Genomic DNA, 20414 nt, shown 5'->3' with positions numbered 1-20414 from the left:
ACTGATCCAGTGAACGACAACGACAACCGCGTAAATCCTAATGCTGATGGTCAAAAGCCAGCTGAACAAAAACCAACTCTAGAGAATCCAGTGAAAACCAACCCCACTGAAGATCAACAGGAGGGAGCAAAGCCCCAAACCGCCAAACCTCCAGCTGCAAAGGTAGAAGACAAACCTTTTGAGACCTTTATTCGTGATGACTTTCTTCCAAACATAAAACAAGCACTTACTGAAAGAGGTATGCCACCATCAACTCTTGAGCTGATTCAGGGAGATCGACCAGTTGTCGGTGATCCTTGCTGGATGGTCTGTGGTGAGATCCCCCTCGGTCGTCGCTTTTGGCTTTGCTTTGCAAGTGATTCAATCGCTTCTAAAAAGACTATTTCTCTAGCTGAGACTGGAACAGAACCAAGTCTCATAGAGCCATTCCTAATTGATGAAAAAAAGATGACATTGACTTTATTGCGCTCACGTCTGTTGCAGCGGCTCAATGGTCAGAAATGGTTGACTGCAAACTGAGAGACTTATTAGCCTGTTCAGGCTTTTAAACGTATTTTCGCCGTTTCCGAAGCCACGATGCAGAGAACGAAATAAGCATTTTTTTTGCGGTTCGCCTGGATCGGCGCTGTCCATCTACATATCTACGCAAATTCTCTCCATAATCAACGCAAGCTGCAGGAGAAATGGTTGGTCTCGACCTACACCCCAGATCAAAGCCTGGTGCATAAGGCAGAAGCCTTGAATAGGCACTGGCAACCACAACTGGAATTACTACTAGCGCGTGGTCGAACTGCCGGTGCTGATCTGGTGGAGGTCTACCTGGAGCAAATTGATCATCTCAGCGTCCTTGCTGAACAAGACACCATTACCAGTGTCACTCCATCCTTCGGCAGGGGTGCTGGGATCAGGGTGTTCCTGGGCAAACAAGATGGCTTTGTCAGTACCAATGATCTTTCAGATGCAGGCCTAAAGCATGCATTAGAGCAAGCTCTCAGCATGCTTGGGCTTGAGTTTAATGAGGCTGGTCGCTCATCATTTAATGGTCTGCCGAACCTTCGTGATTTCGCCATCGATAAGGCCGACTGGCTCAACCAATGCCCAGAGCTGTATGAAGCAAGTGATCGCCTTCTAAATGGAACTCAATTGCTTGATCAATATGGAACCCATCTGCAGGTGCGGCGAGGCAGTTATGCCCGCGACTGGCAGGAGGTTCTCGTGGCTGCAAGTGATGGCACCTTTGGACGCGACATCCGTTTGCATCAGTCCATAGGACTTAATGTCCTTGCTACAGATGGCGAGCACCGCTCAAGCATTGGTCGCCGTTATGGCACATCGGGACGTCCAGACGACCTTCGCAAGTGGGATGCCGAAACGAGCGCCAAGGAAGTTTGCGAAAGCGCAGGCACGATGCTTTATGCCGATTACGTGGACGCCGGTCAAATGCCAGCAGTACTCGCCAACCGCTTTGGTGGTGTGATTTTTCACGAAGCATGTGGGCATTTGCTCGAGACCACTCAGATCGAGCGCGGTACAACACCTTTCAGCGACAAGTTGAACCAATCGATCGCCCATGAAGCTGTAACGGCAATCGATGAGGGGATTACTGATGGGGCCTTCGGTTCCATGAGCATGGATGACGAAGGCATGGAAAGTCAGCGAACGGTATTAATTGAAAACGGTGTGCTCAAGCAATTCATCAGCGATAGAGCCGGTGAGCTCCGTACCGGTCACCAGCGCACAGGCAGCGGCCGACGTCAGTCCCACACATTCGCTGCAGCTAGCCGCATGCGCAACACTTATATCGCCGCCGGCCAGCACTCACCGGAACAACTCATCGCCTCGATCGACCGAGGCCTTTACTGCAAATCAATGGGTGGAGGCAGCGTTGGACCCACAGGTCAATTTAATTTTGCTGTAGAAGAGGGCTATCTGATCGAGAAAGGCAAGCTCGGCAAACCTGTTAAAGGAGCCACTCTGATTGGCGAAGCAAAAGATGTGATGCCAAGGATTTCGATGTGTGCCAAGGATCTTGAGCTGGCAGCCGGTTTCTGCGGGTCAATAAGCGGTAACATTTTTGTCACCGTAGGGCAGCCTCATATCAAAGTCGATTCAATCACCGTGGGAGGGCGTTGATGATGTCCGAAATACAAGCAGCAAATGCAATCGAACTCGACACTCATTCTCTACGGGATAAACTCAGTCAACTTGCTAGCCGCGAGAGTATCCACCAATGGGATTTAGGAGCAGCATGCAGCACAGATAGTTCTGTTCAAATTGATCGTGGCGAAGCCAAGCAAATGAAGGGTGCGCAACGCAGCTCAATCACAGTACGTGTATGGAACAACAAAGGGCTTGTAGGAATCACAAGCACGTCAGATCTTTCAGAAAAAGGAATAGAGAAAGCGCTTATTGGTGCTCGTCAGGCAAGTGACTTTGGCAACGCCGATGACGTTCCTGCCTTCTCAACACTCGCTAAATCTCCGTTACCAAAGCTAGAGCGACCTCTAAGACCAGCACAGGGAATTCAACGAATGCTTGAGGTTCTTAAAGAGGCCGAAGCTGATCTTCTTAGTCGACATCCTGCTATACAGAGCATTCCTTACAACGGTCTAGGAGAAGCAACCTACGAACGAGTTTATCTCAATAGCGATGGTGCGCTTCGTCAAATGAAGCGTAGTCAAGCCAGCCTTTACCTTTTTGCCCGCGCAGAAGAAAGTGGACGTAAACCACGCAGTGGTGGTGCAATTCGCCTTGCTCTAGGTAGTCACGATCTGGATATTGATGGATGTATTGATGAAGCAGCAGAACGAACAATCAGTCATCTTGACTATCAGCCGATCGACACTGGGTGTTATCTCGTCTGCTTTACACCAGAGGCTTTCCTAGACTTGATCGGTGCCTTCAGCAGCATGTTCAATGCCAGAGCAGTGCTCGATGGCGTCAGCCTCAGCCAACGAGAAACAATCGGCAAAAATATCGCCGTTCCATTCTTCTCCCTTCATGATAATGGCCTACATCCTGCACATGTAGGGGCCTCTAGTTTCGATGGTGAAGGCACACCTACTCAAAAACTTTGCTTAATCAACGGTGGAAGACTTGAGAGTTTCCTGCACTCGGAAGCTACCGCAAGGGCATTTGGTGTACCACCAACTGGCCATGCCGGACTGGGAGCAAAGGTATCAGTGGGACCCGATTGGTTTGAAGTGAGCAACACTGAAGGTCAAAACAGTGCAAATACTCATCTGCAACACAGCAGGAGCAAAGAAACCTTCGTGTTAATCGAAGGGTTAAATGCTCTACATGCTGGGGTTAAAGCAAGTCAGGGTTCATTCTCTCTGCCATTTAATGGTTGGTTGGTCATCAAAGGGGAAAGGGTGTCGATCGAAGCAGCGACAGTTGCTGGAGACATCCGTACGCTGTTGAATAGCATTGTGAATATGGAAGCTGAACAGGTGATCACACCTGGTGGGGTATCTCCTCATGTGTGGGTCGAAGGCTTATCAATTACTGGTGAAGCATGAGGGTGCTGTTCTGGGGTACCCCCAGCTATGCAGTGCCAACTCTGGATGCCTTAAATGACTCAGGCTATGAAATTGTTGGCGTGGTGAGCCAGCCTGATCGTCGTCGGGGGCGTGGTAATCAGCAAATGGCGTCACCCGTCAAACAACGAGCAATGGATCAGGGGTTGCGTGTATTCACCCCTGAACGGATTAGGGATGAGGGCAACATTCAAGCAGAATTAAAATCACTAAAGGCTGATATTTCTGTTGTAGTCGCCTTTGGGCAGCTTCTTCCTTCAACAGTTCTCAATCAACCTCCTCTCGGTTGCTGGAACGGTCACGCTTCACTGCTACCCCGCTGGCGAGGAGCAGGACCGATTCAATGGAGTTTGCTAAGTGGTGACAGCGTAACAGGCGTTGGAATCATGGCAATGGAAGAGGGGCTTGATACAGGCCCTGTTTTAGTCCAAGAAAGGGTTGCTATCGGCTTACTCGAAAATGCGAATCAGCTGTCTAATCGTTTGAGCTCTATAACAGCAAAATTGTTTTTAGAATCAATGCCAAGGATTGCAGCAGCAGGCCCTGGAGTCGAATCGGAACGTTGGAAACAATTGGAAGTCATCAAGCAGGAAGAGATTGAAGGTGACCCGACATATGCCCGAATGCTCTCGAAAAAAGACCACATTCTTGATTGGAATCAATCTGCAATGGATTTGCATCGCAGGGTTATGGGCCTTTATCCAAACGCATTCAGCAGCTGGAATAACAAAAGGCTGAAAGTACAAGCCACTGAGCCACTTGATGAGGAATTGAAATCCAAGCTTTCTGAAGAAGTAAGGCCACTGGTCGGACGCTGGCAAGATGGAGAACATGAACCAGGAAAGATCCTGGCCTGCGAATCCGATCTGGGCCTAGTCGTAAGTACAAAAACGTGCCCTTTACTCATTCGACAAGGCCAATTGGAAGGCAAAAGCAAGGCGCTTGGAGAGGTATTAATACAACAATTGCAAGCGACTGTTGGCCAGGATCTTGGAGTGGGGTTCAACATCTAACTCAAGGGTTATCATTGCCAGATATCCTCCTTTAGCGTGTTTCAAAAATTGTCATAGGTTCAAACCAGACTTGACCAATCCTGACAGGAGCATGCTTAGAAGACCAATGTCAAAAGGCGAAAGGAATAGAGAAATCACAAACAACGCAGTTATGAGTTGGCGTGGTCAATAATGCCAAGAAAGACTCGCTTTAGCCGTTGGTGATGCAGATCCAGGTAAAGTTGTGCCACACAGACCCAAATCGTTGCATTGTGCACGTTTCGGGTTGGGAAGGTGGTGAGCCTCTAGGAAGTGCCTTAGGAGAGGGACCGACAGCTGAGTCTGCAGAAGACCGAGCAATAGAAAGACTGATCCAACGACTAGCCAACAAGACAAGCCATCTCAATGATAGTGATTTAGTTGAGACTCAAGAAACTGATTCAGATTCAAGCACTAATAAAAGATTAATCAGCGTGCCATTCAAAAAAGATGAGCAGAATCATCAACCAAATAATATAGAACAATTATCAACATCAGAGCAACAAGTAGAGGCTCTAACAGATCCCGAAGACTGGAGTGATGAATTGGCAGCAATAGATCATGAGCTACAAAGAGTCGGATGGGATAGAGAACAAGAGACGCTTTACCTGCAGAAGTGCTTTGGTCACTCAAGTCGTCATCGCATCACTCGTTACAGTGAGTTAAATTCCTATCTTAATCTACTAAAAGGATTAAAGCCTGGAGAAGATCCTAATGAGGCTAGCCAACCATTACGCCGAACAGATCTTCTGAGCCAATGTGATCAATTGCTCGAGAAACTTAGATGGACACCAGAGCAAGGCAGAAGATACCTACAAGAGCAACTAAAAGCGAGAAGTCGACAACAATTAAATGATCAACAATTGCTGAGTTTCAACATGCTTCTAGAAGCAGAGCTGATATCAAATAGGCAATAATCGACATAAAAATATTGTCTGCATGATTCGTATATGTTGACTATTTGATAAAGAAAAAATTTAAAGTTAGCAATCATCGATACAGTCGATGATAAATATATCGTAAAGGCTGTATAAAAGCTATAGAGTGGCATCAATGTAGACCAATTAAGAATGGCTTTTAAGTTTGTTCGGAATTAATATACACAAACGCTAAAGGTTCATAAGATAAATTCAAGAGGTATCAATACGCTAGGTCAACATGAGCTTGATAGATAATCTGAATTGGAAGCCTGAAAGGAGGATTGGATGCCTATAAATAATGCTGTTGAGCATGCGGCAACAATTAGACCGAACTATCATGTTGCATCGGAAAGAATCAATGGCACAGAATCAGCCTCAGGGAATAGCATCTTGCACGATATTATGAATCTAAAACTCTTAAGCTGTCAAAAGATCCACAATAAGTTGTTGTCATCAGTGGCAGCTTAATTAGGAGGACGACATAAGAGTTAAACTGCCAATTGAAATCCAGGAAGAGATACTGCTAGTCTGTTCGCTGATTAGTTTGCGTTGGTATATTGCATAAATTGTTAGCGTTAAATAATTTTAGCCTGAATAATCAACTGAGTCGTCAAAATACGAAGATGCCGCAACCCGTGCCGTCAAGGCAGGAAAGATCTACCAGAAAGCGGTGAGCTAAGTGCTACGAAGGTCCTGTCAGGGGGGGGTGAGGCCCAGGGGTCACCGGTGTGATCGCCTGCAGCGCATGCGTTTATCAGTCTTAACGTCGCATCCAAGAGGCCAATGAGAAGCTCACCAGAATATCAATATTATTACGCCATAACTGCAGAATTTACAAACCAGTTGCCTGCACGATAAAATCGAATTAATAAAAAAAGACCAAGTTGACAGTTGAGTCTCCAATCGAGAAAGCCATACGTCCTTCAGTAGGCCTACTGGGTTGGTATTCCGTCTGTGCCAGTAAGTTATTAAAAGAAAATGAATTATATCATCTGTCCATGTTTAATGAGCCATTAGTGATATACAGAGACAAGAATAACAAGCCGAGGTGTATCAAAGATTCATGCCCGCATCGATCGGCATCTTTTCGTGGAGGAGAAAATCAAAACGGTGAAATTGTCTGTCCATATCATGGAGCTCGCTATACGACATCCTGCAATCAGGATGGATCAGATAGAATAACATGCAACCATATTATTGACTCTCATTATGATAACTTCGCGAAACATTTACACCTCAGGCAATATCCCTGTGTAGAACAAGGTGACTATATATATATTTATTATACAGGAGAAGCACAGCCTAGCCCAAAAGATTTTCAGATAAAATCTCACCTAGAGAATAGTCTTCCAGAGGCATATGGCTTTGACTTGAAAGATTACGAATATGAAGAAGTATTTATAGACTTTAAATGCGATTGGTCTCGCATCATAGAAAATCATTTGGACATCTTACATATCTTTTGGCTACATGGCAATACATTGCCAGGAAATGATGTTAACAGAAAAACAATTAAAAGCTTCAATCAGTTAATTAATAAAGACCAATATCATCTTCGAAGCGTCTATCATGAGAAAGAAAATAACAAGGAAGAATTTATTTCTCAAATCTTTATCCCTCCTGGCCGTGTGATTATTTTCAAGGGAGCAACTGAGAAGGCAAGATATGTACAAGTTTTAGATCATATCCCCTTGTCACATAATAGAGCACGAATCATTGTTCGTCATTATAGAAAGTTTCTCAGGAATAAGCTTCTGTGCAAATTACTTCTCTTTAAACAAAGGCAGCAAAAAGTTTTTTATAAAATTTTCTCTGAAGACTATCTCGTCTTACAAACTCAAACGTTTAATGAGCAAATGGGCTACTTGAACCAAGGTCAAGCCAAACTTTTAGCAGAAGATAAGATGATTAATCTTTTTTGGGATTGGCATCAACACTCACTTGAGAAAGAACACCCATGGGATATACACCCCACAACCGCACATACAAATACAATTCATCAAGATATGTTGATGCTATACCCTCCCGCAAACCCACAGCTATCTCATGATATTAAACGTATAATCGATCGTAAAGTAGCTGTTCGACTATTCTCTATAGTTCTGATCATATTCGCGTTCATTTTTGCGCCAGACTTAGTTCAACAAATAAAGTCTGGCAATGTTTCAATGCCCATGGTTGGAACTCAAGAATAAAGATCTAATTTCCTAGAGATTTTGATTTTTATTGATATGAGTTCTGTTCAAGAATTAGGCCTTGCCTAACAATTGAACAAAACACTTCACTTGGGCCTCACAAGCTATATTTATAACGTGTCAATTTTGATGATTATTTAGCAACCATGCCTCTGAGCTCATTAGTTCGTCAGCTTCAGAAGTCTACTCTCACTGGTGAGTTGGTGGATAGAAGTAATCGGAACGAGCGCTTACTGATGCGGGGAGCCGGGCGAGTCGGTCGCGCATTAATTGCAAGTGCAATAGCTCGTAAGCAGAGCCGTCCACTGGTTGTGATCGTACCGACACTAGAAGAGGCCAATCGCTGGTCTTCGCTGCTTGCAATGATGGGTTGGTCGCATAATCATCTCTACCCAACAAGTGAAGGATCACCATATGAGCCGTTTGACCCCACAACAGAAATCGTATGGGGGCAATTGCAGGTTCTAAGTGAACTTCTTGGAGAATCAACCCGAAGTTGCGATCGAGCCATTGTGGCCACAGAAAGAGCTTTGCAGCCACATCTACCTCCTGTTGATGCACTCGCATCACAGTGTGAAATACTCTGTCGTGGAGAGCATATAGACCTGGAAAGCTTAGCCAATACTCTTACCAAGCTTGGATATGATCGAGTTACAGCCGTTGATCAGGAAGCTACCTGGAGTCGTCGTGGTGACATCGTTGATATATTTCCAGTAAGCAGTGAATTACCAGTTCGCCTCGAGTTATTCGGCGATGAACTTGACAAATTAAGAGAATTCGACCCAGTCAGTCAACGTTCCCTGGATGAAGTTAATGAGCTTTGCCTAACCCCTTCAGGGTTTAGTCCTTTAATTGCTCATCAACTACGAGAGTCCATGCCCGATGGGCTTGACCGTCTTGTTAGTGAGGAGACTTTAGATCAACTCTTCGAAGGTTCTACTCCAGATGGTATAAGAAGGTTAATGGGTATTGCATGGAACAAACCTGCCTCGCTACTTGACTACATTCCTACCAACTCCTTTATCGCAATAGATGAGAAGCGTCATGGCTCTGCACATGGAAAACTATGGCTTGAACATGCAGAAGAGCATCACATTGATGTGGGTCAATCAATGGGCTTGTCAACTGATGAACAAAAAAAGTATTGGCCTCCATTGCTTCATCGCAGCATCGAAGAAAGCTATGCAACCACAGATGGCTTTGCTGGCATTGATCTTGCCGAACTCCATGAAGACGATGGTTATGCAAATAGTTTTGATCTTGCCAGTCGGCCAATTCCAGCCAACCCAAACCAGTTCGGGAGGTTAGGAGAGCAAATCAAAAATTATCAAAAAGAACATCATCCCGTTTGGCTTTTATCTGCACAACCAAGCCGTGCTGTGGCTCTTCTTGAGGAGCATGACTGCATCACACGCTTCGTCCCAAACGCTAAAGATCACCCAGCCATTGAACGTTTGCTCGAGCAAAACACCCCAGTAGCATTAAAGACTACCGGTGCTGTGGATTTAGAGGGGCTGATCTTACCAGCCTGGCGTGTTGTTTTGATGACTGACCGTGAATTTTTTGGTCAAAAAACCCTTGGCTCTACCGGTTATGTTCGACGACGACGACGGGCAGCGAGTCGTAGGGTTGACCCCAATAAAATGTGCACTGGTGACTTCGTCGTGCATCGCAATCACGGCATCGGTCGTTTTCTGAAATTAGAAAAACTGACCATAAGTGGTGAGGTCCGTGACTATTTGGTTATCGAGTATTTGGATGGAACACTCAGCGTGGCCGCCGATCAGCTCGGCAGCCTTGGTCGGTATCGATCAACAAGTGAATCGCCACCAAAACTTAATCGCATGGGAGGAACAGCGTGGCAAAAAGTTAAAGAGCGAACCCGAAAGTTAGTTCGCAAAGTTGCGATGGATCTGGTCAAGCTCTATGCAGAGCGACTCCAGGCCCCTGGATATGCCTTCCCACCAGATGGACCATGGCAGATTGAACTAGAAGAATCTTTTCCCTATGAACCAACACCTGATCAAGTCAAGGCAGTCGTTGATGTAAAACGCGATATGGAAGCAGCACAACCTATGGATCGGCTTGTGTGCGGAGATGTTGGTTTCGGAAAAACGGAAGTAGCAATACGAGCGATCTTCAAAGCAATTACGTCTGGACGCCAGATAGCCATGCTTGCCCCCACAACAGTGCTAGCCCAACAACACTGGAGAACACTTTCAGACCGCTTCGCTCCCTACCCAATCAAGGTCGCCTTACTGAACCGATTCAGAACAAGCTCAGAACGAAAATCAATACTTGATGGCCTCAAAGAAGGGACAATCGATGCAGTTGTTGGTACCCACCAGCTGCTCAGTAAAAATACAACATTCCAAAAACTAGGGTTGTTGGTTGTTGATGAGGAACAACGTTTTGGAGTCAATCAAAAGGAAAAGATCAAAGCTCTTCGTAAGGATGTAGATGTTTTGACCCTTTCAGCCACACCAATTCCGCGAACCTTATACATGAGCCTTTCAGGGGTAAGGGAAATGAGTCTGATCACAACCCCTCCTCCATTACGCCGGCCTATCAAAACCCACCTAGCCGCTTTTGATGAAGAAGCAGTTCGTAGTTCTATTCGCCAGGAACTTGATCGAGGCGGACAGGTGTTCTATGTCGTTCCTCGTGTTGAGGGTATTGAAGATGTAGCTCGTCAACTTCAACAGATGCTGCCCGATTTGAAGTTGTTGGTAGCCCATGGTCAGATGGCAGAAGGCGAACTTGAGAGCTCGATGGTCGCCTTTAATGCAGGGGAGGCCGACTTGATGCTATGCACCACGATCGTTGAAAGTGGCCTAGATATCCCACGTGTGAACACTATTCTCATTGAGGATGCTCATAAATTTGGACTAGCACAGCTCTACCAACTACGTGGACGTGTGGGTAGAAGCGGTGTTCAGGCTCATGCATGGTTGTTCTATCCGGGTGAAGCATCCCTCAGTGATGCCGCTAGACAACGCCTAAGAGCAATCCAGGAATTTGCACAGCTAGGAAGTGGCTATCAACTAGCGATGCGAGACATGGAAATCCGTGGTGTGGGCAACCTTCTCGGGGTTGAACAAAGCGGCCAAATGGAAACCATTGGTTTCGATCTTTACATGGAAATGTTGCAGGAATCACTTGCTGAAATCCAAGGACAGGGCATTCCATCTGTAGATGACACTCAAATCGATCTGCCGGTAACAGCATTCGTGCCAGCGGAATGGATTGTTGATGGTGACGAAAAGATCGCTGCCTACCGAGCTGCCGCAAATTGTGCTTCTCATGAATCACTGATTGAGTTGGCAGCTAGCTGGACAGACCGATACGGAGCCATTCCTGGTCCTGTGCAATCACTTCTTCAACTCATGGAGCTCAAACTCTTAGCTCGTCGCTGCGGGATCTCGAGAATTAAGCCAGAAAAGCCAAATATTGCGATGGAAACGCCGATGGAGGAGCCCGCCTTCCGGCTACTTAGGCAAGGTTTACCGCAACACCTGCACGGCCGACTGATTTACCAGACTGGAAGTGGAAATAAAGCCAAGGTGCTGGCACGAGGTCTAAGCGTCTTGCCTATGGAAAAACAGCTTGAACAACTGATGGAGTGGTTGCGTCTCATGGCCACACAGATTCCTTGCGAGGATGGATTAACTGCAATTCAGCAAAAGCAGCAAGCCATAGAGCGAGACGAGGCCGTCATTACCCCCTAAGCCCTTCCAGCGCAACTATATTAAGAAGTCTTTACAAAAGCGCAATTCTTCGTTACATTTGCGCAAATAGCGAAAAGTGCCTTGGGGGAATTCACTGAGATCGGGAGCAATCAGGGAATGATGGGATTGATGAGCGGATTGTTGAGTCTCGCCGCCATTGCCATTTTTGCTGTTCTTCAAAGCGAAGCAGAAAACGATGACGACGACTCGAATTCAGGTGGAGATGGTGGCTTAATGCAACCTGTTACTTAGAGATCAAACGGGTCGTAATTATTATGCGCTCGTACAAATCCTGCAAGGTCATACATTAATCATTATTTAACAGAAAGCCTAACTGTTTAGATATTATAGCGTTGATGGAATTGCTTGAGGAAGTTTAACTCCTACAGGCTTATACATTGGTCCATCAAGTATTTTGTTTAGGGCTTTAATTAGTGTTGTTTCGGCCACCTTGTATTGACTATCCTTCCCAGAGCCAAGATCCTCAAGCTTAAGATTATTGATTTCTTTTTCAGACATCACGGCCTTAATATCTGGCTTGATGCCATTTTTATGAATGTCCGATCCGCTTGGAGTGAGATACTTAGCGATCGTGACAGTAAGACCAGAGCCATCAGAAAGGCCTCGAACTGATTGAACCAAGCCCTTGCCAAAGGTCTTCTGTCCAACAAGTACACCACGATGATTGTCTTGTAGTGCTCCAGAGAGGATCTCACTTGCGCTTGCTGAGCCTTCATTCACCAAAACCACAACAGGGCGTTGGGTTAAGGCACTTCCATTCGCTCGGCGTACATCTTGAATGCCATCACGAGTTTTTGTTCGAACAATTGTACCTTCATCAAGCCATTGGCGTGCGATATCTACACTGGCTTCAAGCAAACCTCCAGGATTACTACGCAAGTCGAGTACATAGCCTTGCGCACCCTCTATTTCTAAATTCTTGATAGCACTTCGCATTCCTTTAGCTGCATGGGCATTAAACTGTTTCAGGCGGATATAACCAATCTTTGTACCATTTACTGTCGTATTTAACTGGATATCAACTGCCTGTATCTCAATGCGTGCACGTATCAACGGGACCTGGATAACTTCACCCCTGCGACGCAGACCAAGGGTGACCTCACTACCTTCTTTACCACGAATCAACTTAACAGCATCCGCTGTAGACATGCCCTTAGTGGATTGTCCATTAATGAAAACGATCACATCCTTAGGTTGGACACCAGCCTTAGATGCAGGAGTTCCTTCGATTGGTGAAACCACAACTAATTCTTTTGTATCCTTGTCTAGAGAAAGCTGGATGCCAACACCTGTTAATTCTCCTGAGGTGTCGATCTGCATTTCCTTAAATTCCTTTGGATCTAAGAATCGTGTATAGGGATCATCCAAGCTTGCTAACATGCCACGGATCGCTTCATAGGATTCTGAAGTGGCTGAATAGCTCTTGGCTAATAAGTCCTTGCGTAGTCCCTTCCAGACTTCAGGGTTATATTTACCTGTGGAATCCAGATAGTCACGATATACAATCTGCCAGACCTGATCAATCACCTCTTTGGGGCTATCACTAATAGCAGAAGAAGAACTGCTTGGCAAACCCAAACTTGGAGAGGCAAGTGCAATTGCAGTAGCTGCTCCTCCCGCGCCCAGAAGGACCAGCCATGAACTGCGCTGGCGGCCTAATGAGCGAAGACTTCTAGAGATAGGCATAGCGTCCAAATTGGACTGATCTCACACAATAACGACTTCATGGCGGATCCACCCATCGACCGTCATCCTTAATCAACTGGATCAACGCCTCTACACCCTCAGACTCAGAAACCTTACGAATCTCATCTCTGCCCCGATAGAGGGATATGACTCCTGGGCCTTTACCAACATAACCATAGTCAGCATCTGCCATCTCACCTGGGCCATTCACAATGCAACCCATTACCGCAATATCCAAACCAACAAGATGGGATGTGGAATCGCGCACTTTCTGAACAACCTCTTCAAGGTTGAACAATGTTCGGCCACAACTTGGGCAGCTGATGTACTCGACCATCGTTTTGCGCAGCCCGATGGATTGAAGAATCGAGTAACAAACTGGAATTTCTTTCTCAGGCGCCTCTGTCAATGAAACTCGGATGGTATCGCCTAGACCTTCTGCTAAAAGCGTTGCGATGCCCGCTGTACTTTTAATCCTTCCATAATCCCCATCACCAGCCTCGGTTACGCCCAAATGAAGGGGATAATTGAAACCCTCTTGATCCATTGTGTCAGCCATCAATCGATAAGCCGCCAACATCACAGGCGCTCTAGAGGCCTTCATCGAAATCACGATGTTATGAAAATCGAGCGAATCGCAAATTCGCACGAATTCCATTGCTGACTCAACCATGCCAAGAGGAGTATCTCCATAGGCAAAGAGCATTCGTTCAGCAAGCGAACCATGATTCACGCCAATACGAAGGGCTTTGTCTTGCTGCTTGAGACGAGTGACAAGCGGTTCAAAATTCTCGGCAATGCGTTCTCTGATAGAAGCAATCTCTTCGCCGCTGAACTCGGTTCGATCTGGATCAGCTTTATCAAACACAAAAAGGCCAGGATTGATCCTCACCTTGTCGACATGGTTTGCCACCTCAAGGGCAATTTTCATGCCGTTGTGATGGACATCAGCCACAAGGGGTACCGGTTGATAGGTCTCCCTAAGCCGTTGACAAATCTCGCCGACGGCCTTGGCATGGCCAAGAGATGGAACAGTTAGACGAACAATTTCACAACCAGCTTCATGCAAGCGTCGTATGCCTGCTGTTGAACCCTCCACGTCAAGGGTGTCCTCGTTGATCATCGACTGCACCCTGACAGGATGATCACTACCGATCAAGACACCTCCTACGTTGACAGTGCGCGTTACACGTCGGTGGATCTGGGTGTCGTATCTCCTGGATGTGCTGGATTGATACTCAGCCATGGTTGCACTCATGGCAGACGGCGCCTAGATGAATCCAACATTGGCACAACAGCGCACCTATTGACTTGTATGAGCCTTTGGCGGACCTCGAGCAGATCGCCTCTGGTGAGGGCAACAGGAGCACCATCTACTGGAGATGGATTGCGAAGGAGGTAGGCAGGATGCAAAAGCGGCATCAGTAAACGGCCTTGCCAATGCTGCCATTGACCACGAAGACGGGTAATTCCTCCCTTGATACCAAGGATGGCTTCGACTGCTGTCGAGCCAGCCAAGGCAATCACACAGGGATCAACCAACTCAATCTGTTGTTGCAACCAGGGACGGCAAGAAGCAATCTCAACAAGTGTCGGTCGCCGATTCTTAGGGGGCCGGCATTTCACAACATTGCAGATGTAGGCATCAGTTTGAGGGTCAAGGCCAACACTCTCCATCAAACGATCTATAAGTTGCCCAGAACGTCCTACAAAGGGCTTCCCTAGCTCATCCTCGCGAGCGCCTGGCGCTTCTCCGATCAGCATCAAAGAGGCATGTGGGTTTCCACGACTCACAACAACCTGAGGCTGGTTAACAGGCAAGTCACAGGAACCACAGCCATTAGTGCGCTCCATATGAGCCCCATAGACATGGGTCAATCCTTGTGAGTTTTATTTTAATTAATTGCGAACAGCTGCAACGTCTCTCTGATGGAAAGCATCGACTTGCGTTGAGGAGATCTAGGCGAATTCTGACTAAAAAACCGCGAAGAGTCTCCAAAAACAAGCTCTTGGCAAGATCGATTGACCTTCAAAGGACAGTGGTTGTGCGACCCAAGTCAACCATGAGCATTAAAAAGCCAATTAAAAGATGTTGGTTGTCCATGTCAGAGCATCAGGCAAGATGTGGTCCTTACGGGCATCCCGCAAGGGGATGCGGCACCAATGCCACTCCCGCCTCATCTTTCCGACCGAGTCGTTGCCCTTCAGCCCTCACTCACACTGGCAATCAGTGCTCGAGCAAAGGCCCTTCAGCAAGAAGGCCGCGACATCTGCAGCCTGAGTGCTGGTGAGCCAGATTTCAATACCCCTGAATTCATCATTGATGCCACGGTGAAGGCACTCCGTGATGGCATCACCCGTTATGGCCCTGCCGCCGGAGACCCCGAACTCCGTGAGGCAATAGCAACCAAGCTCAGCAAAGAAAACACTGTGCCAACCAATGCAGAGCAAGTGTTGGTGACAAATGGAGGCAAGCAAGCAATCTTTAACTTGTTTCAGGTGATCCTCAATCCGGGCGATGAGGTTTTAATCCCTGCTCCTTATTGGCTGAGTTATCCAGAAATGGCCCGCTTAGCTGGTGCAAAGGTGACAACACTTCCCTCCACTCCAGAAAACGGTTTCTGCCTAGATCTCAACAACCTAGAAGCCTCCATCGGCCCTAAAACCCGTCTTTTATTACTTAATTCCCCTGGCAATCCAACCGGCCGTGTGATGGCACGCAAGGAGCTGGAAACATTGGCTGATCTGCTGAGAGATCATCCCCAGATCCTGGTCATGAGTGATGAGATCTACGAGTTCATTCTTGAAGAAGGGCAACAGCATCACAGCTTCTCGGCCATAGCACCAGATCTTTCAAACAGAACCTTCATCGTTAACGGCTTTGCCAAGGGCTGGGCAATGACCGGTTGGCGTTTGGGTTATCTAGCCGGCCCCGCTGATGCTGTAAAAGCTGCTGCTGCCCTCCAAAGCCAGAGCACTAGCAATGTCTGCAGTTTCGCTCAGCGTGGAGCCTTGGCCGCGCTGCAAGGCTCAAGGGAGTGTGTGAAAAAGATGGTCAAGAGCTACAACACCCGCCGCGAACTCCTCAGCTCTGGCTTGCTTAGCCTTGAGGGAATGAGCCTGGTTCCTCCAAAAGGTGCCTTTTACGCCTTCCCAAAACTGCCACCTGAAAGCCTCGACTCAGTAAGTTTCTGTGAGCAAGCTCTTGAAAACCATGGGCTTGCGATGGTTCCAGGTGCAGCATTTGGAGACGACAGTTGCGTACGCCTCACCTGTGCGGTTTCACCAGAAACGATTTGCGATGGACTAGAACGTCTGCGCAAAGCTCTCAAAAAGAGCTGAACAACAAAGACAACATGCCTTCAAGACAGGGCGGGGCGTTGGTCCGCACTTCATTGATCTGCTTGATTGGGTTGCTGAGCTGCACTAATCAAACTGAGAAGACACTTCGTATTGGGGCAATTCCCGATCAGAATCCTGAGCGTTTGAACCGTTTATACGGCCTACTCTCGTCTGAACTGAGCAAAGAATTAAATGTGCCCGTTCGCTACAAAGCAGTCACGAACTATCCAGCCGCAGTCAGTGCATTCCGCACCGACAGCCTTGATCTTGTTTGGTTTGGAGGCCTAACAGGTGTACAAGCTAGGTTGCAAAAGCCAGGAGCAGAAGTTATCGCGCAAAGAGATATTGATGCCAAATTCACAAGTGTATTCATAGCCAATACAAAGAGCGGAATTAAGCCATTAAAAAGCCAATCTGGGCTTCAGCAACTTAATGGGAAGCGGTTCACTTTTGGCTCCGAAAGTTCAACCTCTGGAAGATTAATGCCTCAGCACTTCCTTCAGCAAGCAGGTGTGCAAATGAATGATTTTTCTGGAAGCAAACCAGGTTTCAGTGGCAGTCATGATGCAACAATTGCTTTGGTGCAAAGTGGTTCTTTTGATGCTGGCGCCCTGAACGAAAGTGTATGGGTGTCGGCTCAAAAAAATGGCCGCATCGATCCAGCCAAAGTGAAAGTGATTTGGAGAACGCCCCCATATGCAGACTATCACTGGCTAGCACAACCCAATCTCGACAAAAAGTTTGGCGATGGTTTCACTGATAAACTAAAGTCTACTCTAACTGGGTTAAAGAAAAGTTCAAAATCACAAGAAAAAATACTTGAACTTTTTGGGGCAAGTAGTTTTGTAGATGCAGACCAAAATCAATACATAACAATCGAGAAAATAGGCAGACAACTAGGAAAGATTCAGTGAGAAGATTGCTCGAAATAAAGGGCGTATTTGTTCACAGTAGTAGAGGGAATCGGCTTAATGATATCAACCTTAGCATTTCTTCTGGAGAGCGTGTTGCACTTGTAGGCAGCAATGGATCAGGAAAAAGTAGCTTATTAGCGGTTGCCAACGGAACTCTTATTCCTGATTCGGGGAAGGTGATTTGGCAAAATTATTCAACCTCAAACTTAGGGAAACGTCAACGAAAAAAAATAGGAACCCTATGGCAAGATCTTCGCCTTGTAGAAGAGCTCAACGTTGCACAAAACATCAACTGTGGTGCGTTAGCTAACAGAAATTTACTATGGGCTCTGGCTAATTTACTCAAGCCAATCGAATTAAATGCCTGCAGTGAATGTCTTAAAAAAGTAGGTCTTTCATCGAGCATCCTTTCTGCAATGGTAAGCGAACTCTCGGGGGGACAGCGACAGCGAGTGGCAATAGCACGCCTCTTACGTCAAAAACCAGAACTCATTCTCGCTGATGAACCTTTATTCAGTCTCGATCCAATCCTTGCAGAGGAAATCCTCCATCTTTTCTTGGACAACACGATGACTAGTGATATGGGCGAAGAAAGAACCCTTTTGATGAGCCTGCATCAACCATCCTTTTTTCGGCACTTTGACAGGGTAATCGCACTTAAGTCTGGGAGAGTTGTCTTTGATCAACCTGCTGAATGTCTTGATGAAGAAGCCTTAGCCTTGATCTACGGATCTGCATGAGTCGCCTCAGTCCAACTCCTCCAATCCTGAGCCTTTTGCCAGCACTGGCTTTATTGCCTGTACTTATTTCTATACTCATAAGTTTCCACAATGGTGGAGTCACTCTCCTATGGGAGTTTATTTGCGCTGCCGTTCATCCATCTATTCAAGCAGAGGTCGTTCAAAGTGCATTTAGAGGAATACAGATCACTTTGGCCACAGCTCTTCTTAGCTGGTCAATAAGTTCAATAGTTGGAATTTGTCTTGGCATAGCCAGCGCCAGGGTGGTATGGGAGACCTTTTTAGGGACAAACTGGCCAGCGATTGTGATTCGCAGACTTTTGGCAATCCCGCGCGCAATTCATGAACTCCTCTGGGGTTTGTTGTTACTTCAAATGGTTGGACTGAGCCCTTGGGTAGCAATTGTTGCAATCGTCATTCCTTACTCCTCACTTGTTGCTCGAGTCGTAAGTGATCAACTTGACACCCAGGATCGTCGAGCCCTAAGGGGCTTAAAACAGGCTGGGGCGGGCTCCTCTTCCGCCTTAATTACAGCTCTTGGCCCTGCGATGGGGCCTGTCTTATTGAGTTATGTCGGATATCGACTTGAATGTGCATTAAGAGGTGCAACCGTGTTGGGGGTTTTTGGATTGGGTGGTATTGGCACTGACCTTCAACTGGCACTTCAATCTCTTCAATTCCATGACGTATGGACAGCTTTATGGTTACTAGCAGCAGTAATATTTAGTCTTGAGCAGATATTAAGTTTGATACGTAGATATTTCAAATTATCGAAGAATGGGATTTGGCAAGTTGCCAGTATATTGATTGTCTTATTGATTCTATGCGCACTAAGTATTCCCTGGCTAAATGCAGTTGATATTGATCTAGGAGAACCTCTTCACTGGAGCCCCCTTCCATTACCAACCGTTGATGAGCTAATAATTGCTATTCACACTCTCCCATGGATCCAATTAATCAGCAGCACGATGTTGCTAACAGTGTTAGCAGCAGGAATCGCTATCGGAACACCGCCACTAGCAATGATGCTTTGGCCAAGCCGACTGGGAATAGCAATACAAAGAATCATCTGGGGCCTGCTAAGACTGATGCCAACCCCTCTTACTGCTCTATTTTTGCTGCTCTTCAGCAAACCGAGTGTGGCTGTTGCTGCTCTTGCACTTGGAGCCCACAACATTGGAGTGATGGGTCGCCTCTTAAAAGAAGGGCTTGACCAACAAAGCGACAACAACTTGAAAGCCTTAAGCGCGACTGGCGCTGGAGCACGATCGGCTTGGCTCTATGGATGCTTTAGCGGCCAAAGCCGTAGCTATTTAGCCTATGCCGCTTACAGAACGGACGTGATTTTGCGAGAAACCGTGGTAGTTGGCATGGTTGGAGGCACTGGACTGGGTTGGCAGTTAATCGAATCTCTTGGTTCGTTCAACTGGGCACAGGTCAGTGTCCTAATCGCGGTGTTCACAGCTCTGACCTTGATCGGAGAATCGATCACTGATCGCTTGCGATATCACTGGACTGGTTCAACTAAAAAGCTACCTATGGTTGTAGACCTACAAAGCTGATCAGGTTCCACTTCTCGATGTGATGGCCAATACATACAAGAGACTCGTTGTCATAGGTGACAGTGGTGTTTATGGATGGGGAGATCGAGAGGGTGGCGGATGGTGTGAACGTCTGCGATGCCAATGGATGAGCCTCCCTGATGCCCCAGTGGTCTACCAGCTTGGAATTCGTGGTGATGGACTGGAAAGTGTTGCCAAACGCTGGCAAAAGGAATGGCAAAGTCGAGGCGAACTCCGTCGTCAGGTTCCTGATGCAGTTCTTGTGGCGGTGGGCCTCAATGACACAGCACGTATTGGACGCCCCGATGGCCGGCCCCAACTCACGGCAGAGGCCTTTCGCTTTGGCCTGCAGCAAATGCTGACAGAGATGAAACACCTCACCAAGGTGATGGTGATGGGCCTCACTCCTGTCGATGAAGCTGTAATGCCATTTGCGCAATGCCTCTGGTATTCAAACCAATCGGGGTCGGTTTATGAAGCCCAGCTTGAGGAAGCATGTCTTGAGGTTGATGTGCCATTTCTGCCGTTGCACAACGCCATGCTCAATGAACCTGCCTGGCTCAGCTGGATCGAACCCGATGGTATCCATCTCAACTCAGAGGGACATGACTGGATCCACCAACGGGTGATGGCATGGACATCGATGCTGGAGTGGGCACAGCTCGAACCACTAACAAACTTCACTCCTACGGTTGGCTGAAATCACCCCTAAGGAATCCGATGTTCATCCTTTAGT

Annotated in this window: 16 protein-coding genes; 13 read left to right on the top strand and 3 right to left on the bottom strand. The window is 46.9% G+C overall.

Going from position 1 to position 20414, the window contains the following annotated elements:
- The first annotated feature begins 9 nt into the window (after window positions 1–9).
- The 8 genes from SIB66_RS09780 (at window position 10) to SIB66_RS09745 (ending at window position 11665) form a co-directional block, all read left to right on the top strand.
- Window positions 10–519, top strand: coding sequence for a DUF2996 domain-containing protein (locus tag SIB66_RS09780; RefSeq protein WP_011130147.1), 510 nt, complete (start codon window positions 10–12; stop codon window positions 517–519).
- Window positions 520–687: 168 nt separating this feature from the next.
- Window positions 688–2133: a TldD/PmbA family protein gene (locus SIB66_RS09775; RefSeq protein ID WP_063407100.1), complete on the top strand. Its 1446-nt coding sequence runs from the start codon at window positions 688–690 to the stop codon at window positions 2131–2133.
- Window positions 2133–3521 (top strand): TldD/PmbA family protein, encoded by a 1389-nt coding sequence (locus SIB66_RS09770; protein ID WP_063406931.1) that lies wholly within the window; start codon window positions 2133–2135, stop codon window positions 3519–3521. The genes SIB66_RS09775 and SIB66_RS09770 overlap by 1 nt, the downstream gene beginning before the upstream one ends.
- Window positions 3518–4552, top strand: a complete 1035-nt coding sequence (gene fmt, locus SIB66_RS09765) for a methionyl-tRNA formyltransferase (RefSeq protein WP_063406933.1) — start codon at window positions 3518–3520, stop codon at window positions 4550–4552. The genes SIB66_RS09770 and fmt overlap by 4 nt, the downstream gene beginning before the upstream one ends.
- Window positions 4553–5004: 452 nt before the next feature.
- Window positions 5005–5487 carry a hypothetical protein gene (locus SIB66_RS09760; protein WP_236073763.1) on the top strand — a complete coding sequence of 161 codons (483 nt, stop codon included), beginning with the start codon at window positions 5005–5007 and terminating at the stop codon, window positions 5485–5487.
- A gap of 1001 nt (window positions 5488–6488) precedes the next feature.
- Complete coding sequence (locus SIB66_RS09755) at window positions 6489–7685, top strand: aromatic ring-hydroxylating dioxygenase subunit alpha (protein ID WP_236070332.1); 1197 nt, start codon at window positions 6489–6491, stop codon at window positions 7683–7685.
- A 146-nt stretch (window positions 7686–7831) separates the two neighbouring features.
- The gene (mfd, locus tag SIB66_RS09750; RefSeq protein ID WP_063406938.1) at window positions 7832–11413 is read left to right on the top strand and encodes a transcription-repair coupling factor; all 3582 of its coding nucleotides are present in this window, start codon (window positions 7832–7834) and stop codon (window positions 11411–11413) included.
- Window positions 11414–11542: 129 nt separating this feature from the next.
- Window positions 11543–11665, top strand: coding sequence for a hypothetical protein (locus tag SIB66_RS09745; protein WP_255454360.1), 123 nt, complete (start codon window positions 11543–11545; stop codon window positions 11663–11665).
- A 93-nt stretch (window positions 11666–11758) separates the two neighbouring features.
- Here SIB66_RS09745 and SIB66_RS09740 read toward each other — a convergent pair whose 3' ends face one another.
- Genes SIB66_RS09740 through SIB66_RS09730 form a run of 3 tightly spaced genes read right to left on the bottom strand, consistent with a single transcriptional unit; the run spans window position 11759 to window position 14974 of the window.
- A complete protein-coding gene (locus tag SIB66_RS09740; RefSeq protein WP_063406940.1) occupies window positions 11759–13120 on the bottom strand; it encodes a S41 family peptidase in 1362 nt (453 codons plus the stop codon).
- A 37-nt stretch (window positions 13121–13157) separates the two neighbouring features.
- Complete coding sequence (ispG, locus tag SIB66_RS09735; RefSeq protein ID WP_063406942.1) at window positions 13158–14378, bottom strand: (E)-4-hydroxy-3-methylbut-2-enyl-diphosphate synthase; 1221 nt, start codon at window positions 14376–14378, stop codon at window positions 13158–13160.
- Window positions 14375–14974 (bottom strand): uracil-DNA glycosylase, encoded by a 600-nt coding sequence (locus SIB66_RS09730; protein ID WP_063406944.1) that lies wholly within the window; start codon window positions 14972–14974, stop codon window positions 14375–14377. The genes ispG and SIB66_RS09730 overlap by 4 nt, the downstream gene beginning before the upstream one ends.
- 309 nt (window positions 14975–15283) lie before the next feature.
- On the opposite strand from SIB66_RS09730, the gene SIB66_RS09725 reads away from it, so the two are divergent.
- Genes SIB66_RS09725 through SIB66_RS09705 form a run of 5 tightly spaced genes read left to right on the top strand, consistent with a single transcriptional unit; the run spans window position 15284 to window position 20378 of the window.
- On the top strand, window positions 15284–16462 hold the full coding sequence (locus tag SIB66_RS09725) for a pyridoxal phosphate-dependent aminotransferase (protein WP_063406946.1): 1179 nt from the start codon (window positions 15284–15286) through the stop codon (window positions 16460–16462).
- Between the two features lie 14 nt (window positions 16463–16476).
- Window positions 16477–17376, top strand: coding sequence for a putative selenate ABC transporter substrate-binding protein (locus SIB66_RS09720; protein ID WP_063406948.1), 900 nt, complete (start codon window positions 16477–16479; stop codon window positions 17374–17376).
- A complete protein-coding gene (locus SIB66_RS09715) occupies window positions 17373–18116 on the top strand; it encodes a phosphonate ABC transporter ATP-binding protein (RefSeq protein WP_063421646.1) in 744 nt (247 codons plus the stop codon). The genes SIB66_RS09720 and SIB66_RS09715 overlap by 4 nt, the downstream gene beginning before the upstream one ends.
- Entirely contained in the window at window positions 18113–19678 is a 1566-nt protein-coding gene (locus tag SIB66_RS09710) for a hypothetical protein (RefSeq protein ID WP_063406956.1), read from the top strand. Before SIB66_RS09715 ends, SIB66_RS09710 begins: the two co-directional genes overlap by 4 nt.
- Before the next feature lie 22 nt (window positions 19679–19700).
- Complete coding sequence (locus SIB66_RS09705; protein WP_063404030.1) at window positions 19701–20378, top strand: GDSL-type esterase/lipase family protein; 678 nt, start codon at window positions 19701–19703, stop codon at window positions 20376–20378.
- Window positions 20379–20414: the final 36 nt, after the last annotated feature.

This window comes from Prochlorococcus sp. MIT 1318, from assembly GCF_047304505.1.
In the GTDB taxonomy this organism is placed as follows: Bacteria; Cyanobacteriota; Cyanobacteriia; order PCC-6307; family Cyanobiaceae; genus Prochlorococcus; species Prochlorococcus marinus_D.
This window is presented reverse-complemented; position numbering and strand designations above follow the sequence as displayed.

Excerpts from the sequence above, each read along its gene's own strand:
- SIB66_RS09745 (WP_255454360.1), top strand. The coding sequence starts at position 11,543 with ATGAGCGGATTGTTGAGTCTCGCCGCCATTGCCATTTTTGCTGTTCTT.
- mfd (WP_063406938.1), top strand. The coding sequence starts at position 7,832 with ATGCCTCTGAGCTCATTAGTTCGTCAGCTTCAGAAGTCTACTCTCACT.
- SIB66_RS09725 (WP_063406946.1), top strand. The coding sequence starts at position 15,284 with ATGCCACTCCCGCCTCATCTTTCCGACCGAGTCGTTGCCCTTCAGCCC.
- SIB66_RS09770 (WP_063406931.1), top strand. The coding sequence starts at position 2,133 with ATGATGTCCGAAATACAAGCAGCAAATGCAATCGAACTCGACACTCAT.
- SIB66_RS09705 (WP_063404030.1), top strand. The coding sequence starts at position 19,701 with ATGGCCAATACATACAAGAGACTCGTTGTCATAGGTGACAGTGGTGTT.
- SIB66_RS09720 (WP_063406948.1), top strand. The coding sequence starts at position 16,477 with ATGCCTTCAAGACAGGGCGGGGCGTTGGTCCGCACTTCATTGATCTGC.
- ispG (WP_063406942.1), bottom strand. The coding sequence starts at position 14,378 with ATGAGTGCAACCATGGCTGAGTATCAATCCAGCACATCCAGGAGATAC.
- SIB66_RS09710 (WP_063406956.1), top strand. The coding sequence starts at position 18,113 with ATGAGTCGCCTCAGTCCAACTCCTCCAATCCTGAGCCTTTTGCCAGCA.
- SIB66_RS09740 (WP_063406940.1), bottom strand. The coding sequence starts at position 13,120 with ATGCCTATCTCTAGAAGTCTTCGCTCATTAGGCCGCCAGCGCAGTTCA.
- SIB66_RS09730 (WP_063406944.1), bottom strand. The coding sequence starts at position 14,974 with ATGGAGCGCACTAATGGCTGTGGTTCCTGTGACTTGCCTGTTAACCAG.
- SIB66_RS09755 (WP_236070332.1), top strand. The coding sequence starts at position 6,489 with ATGTTTAATGAGCCATTAGTGATATACAGAGACAAGAATAACAAGCCG.
- fmt (WP_063406933.1), top strand. The coding sequence starts at position 3,518 with ATGAGGGTGCTGTTCTGGGGTACCCCCAGCTATGCAGTGCCAACTCTG.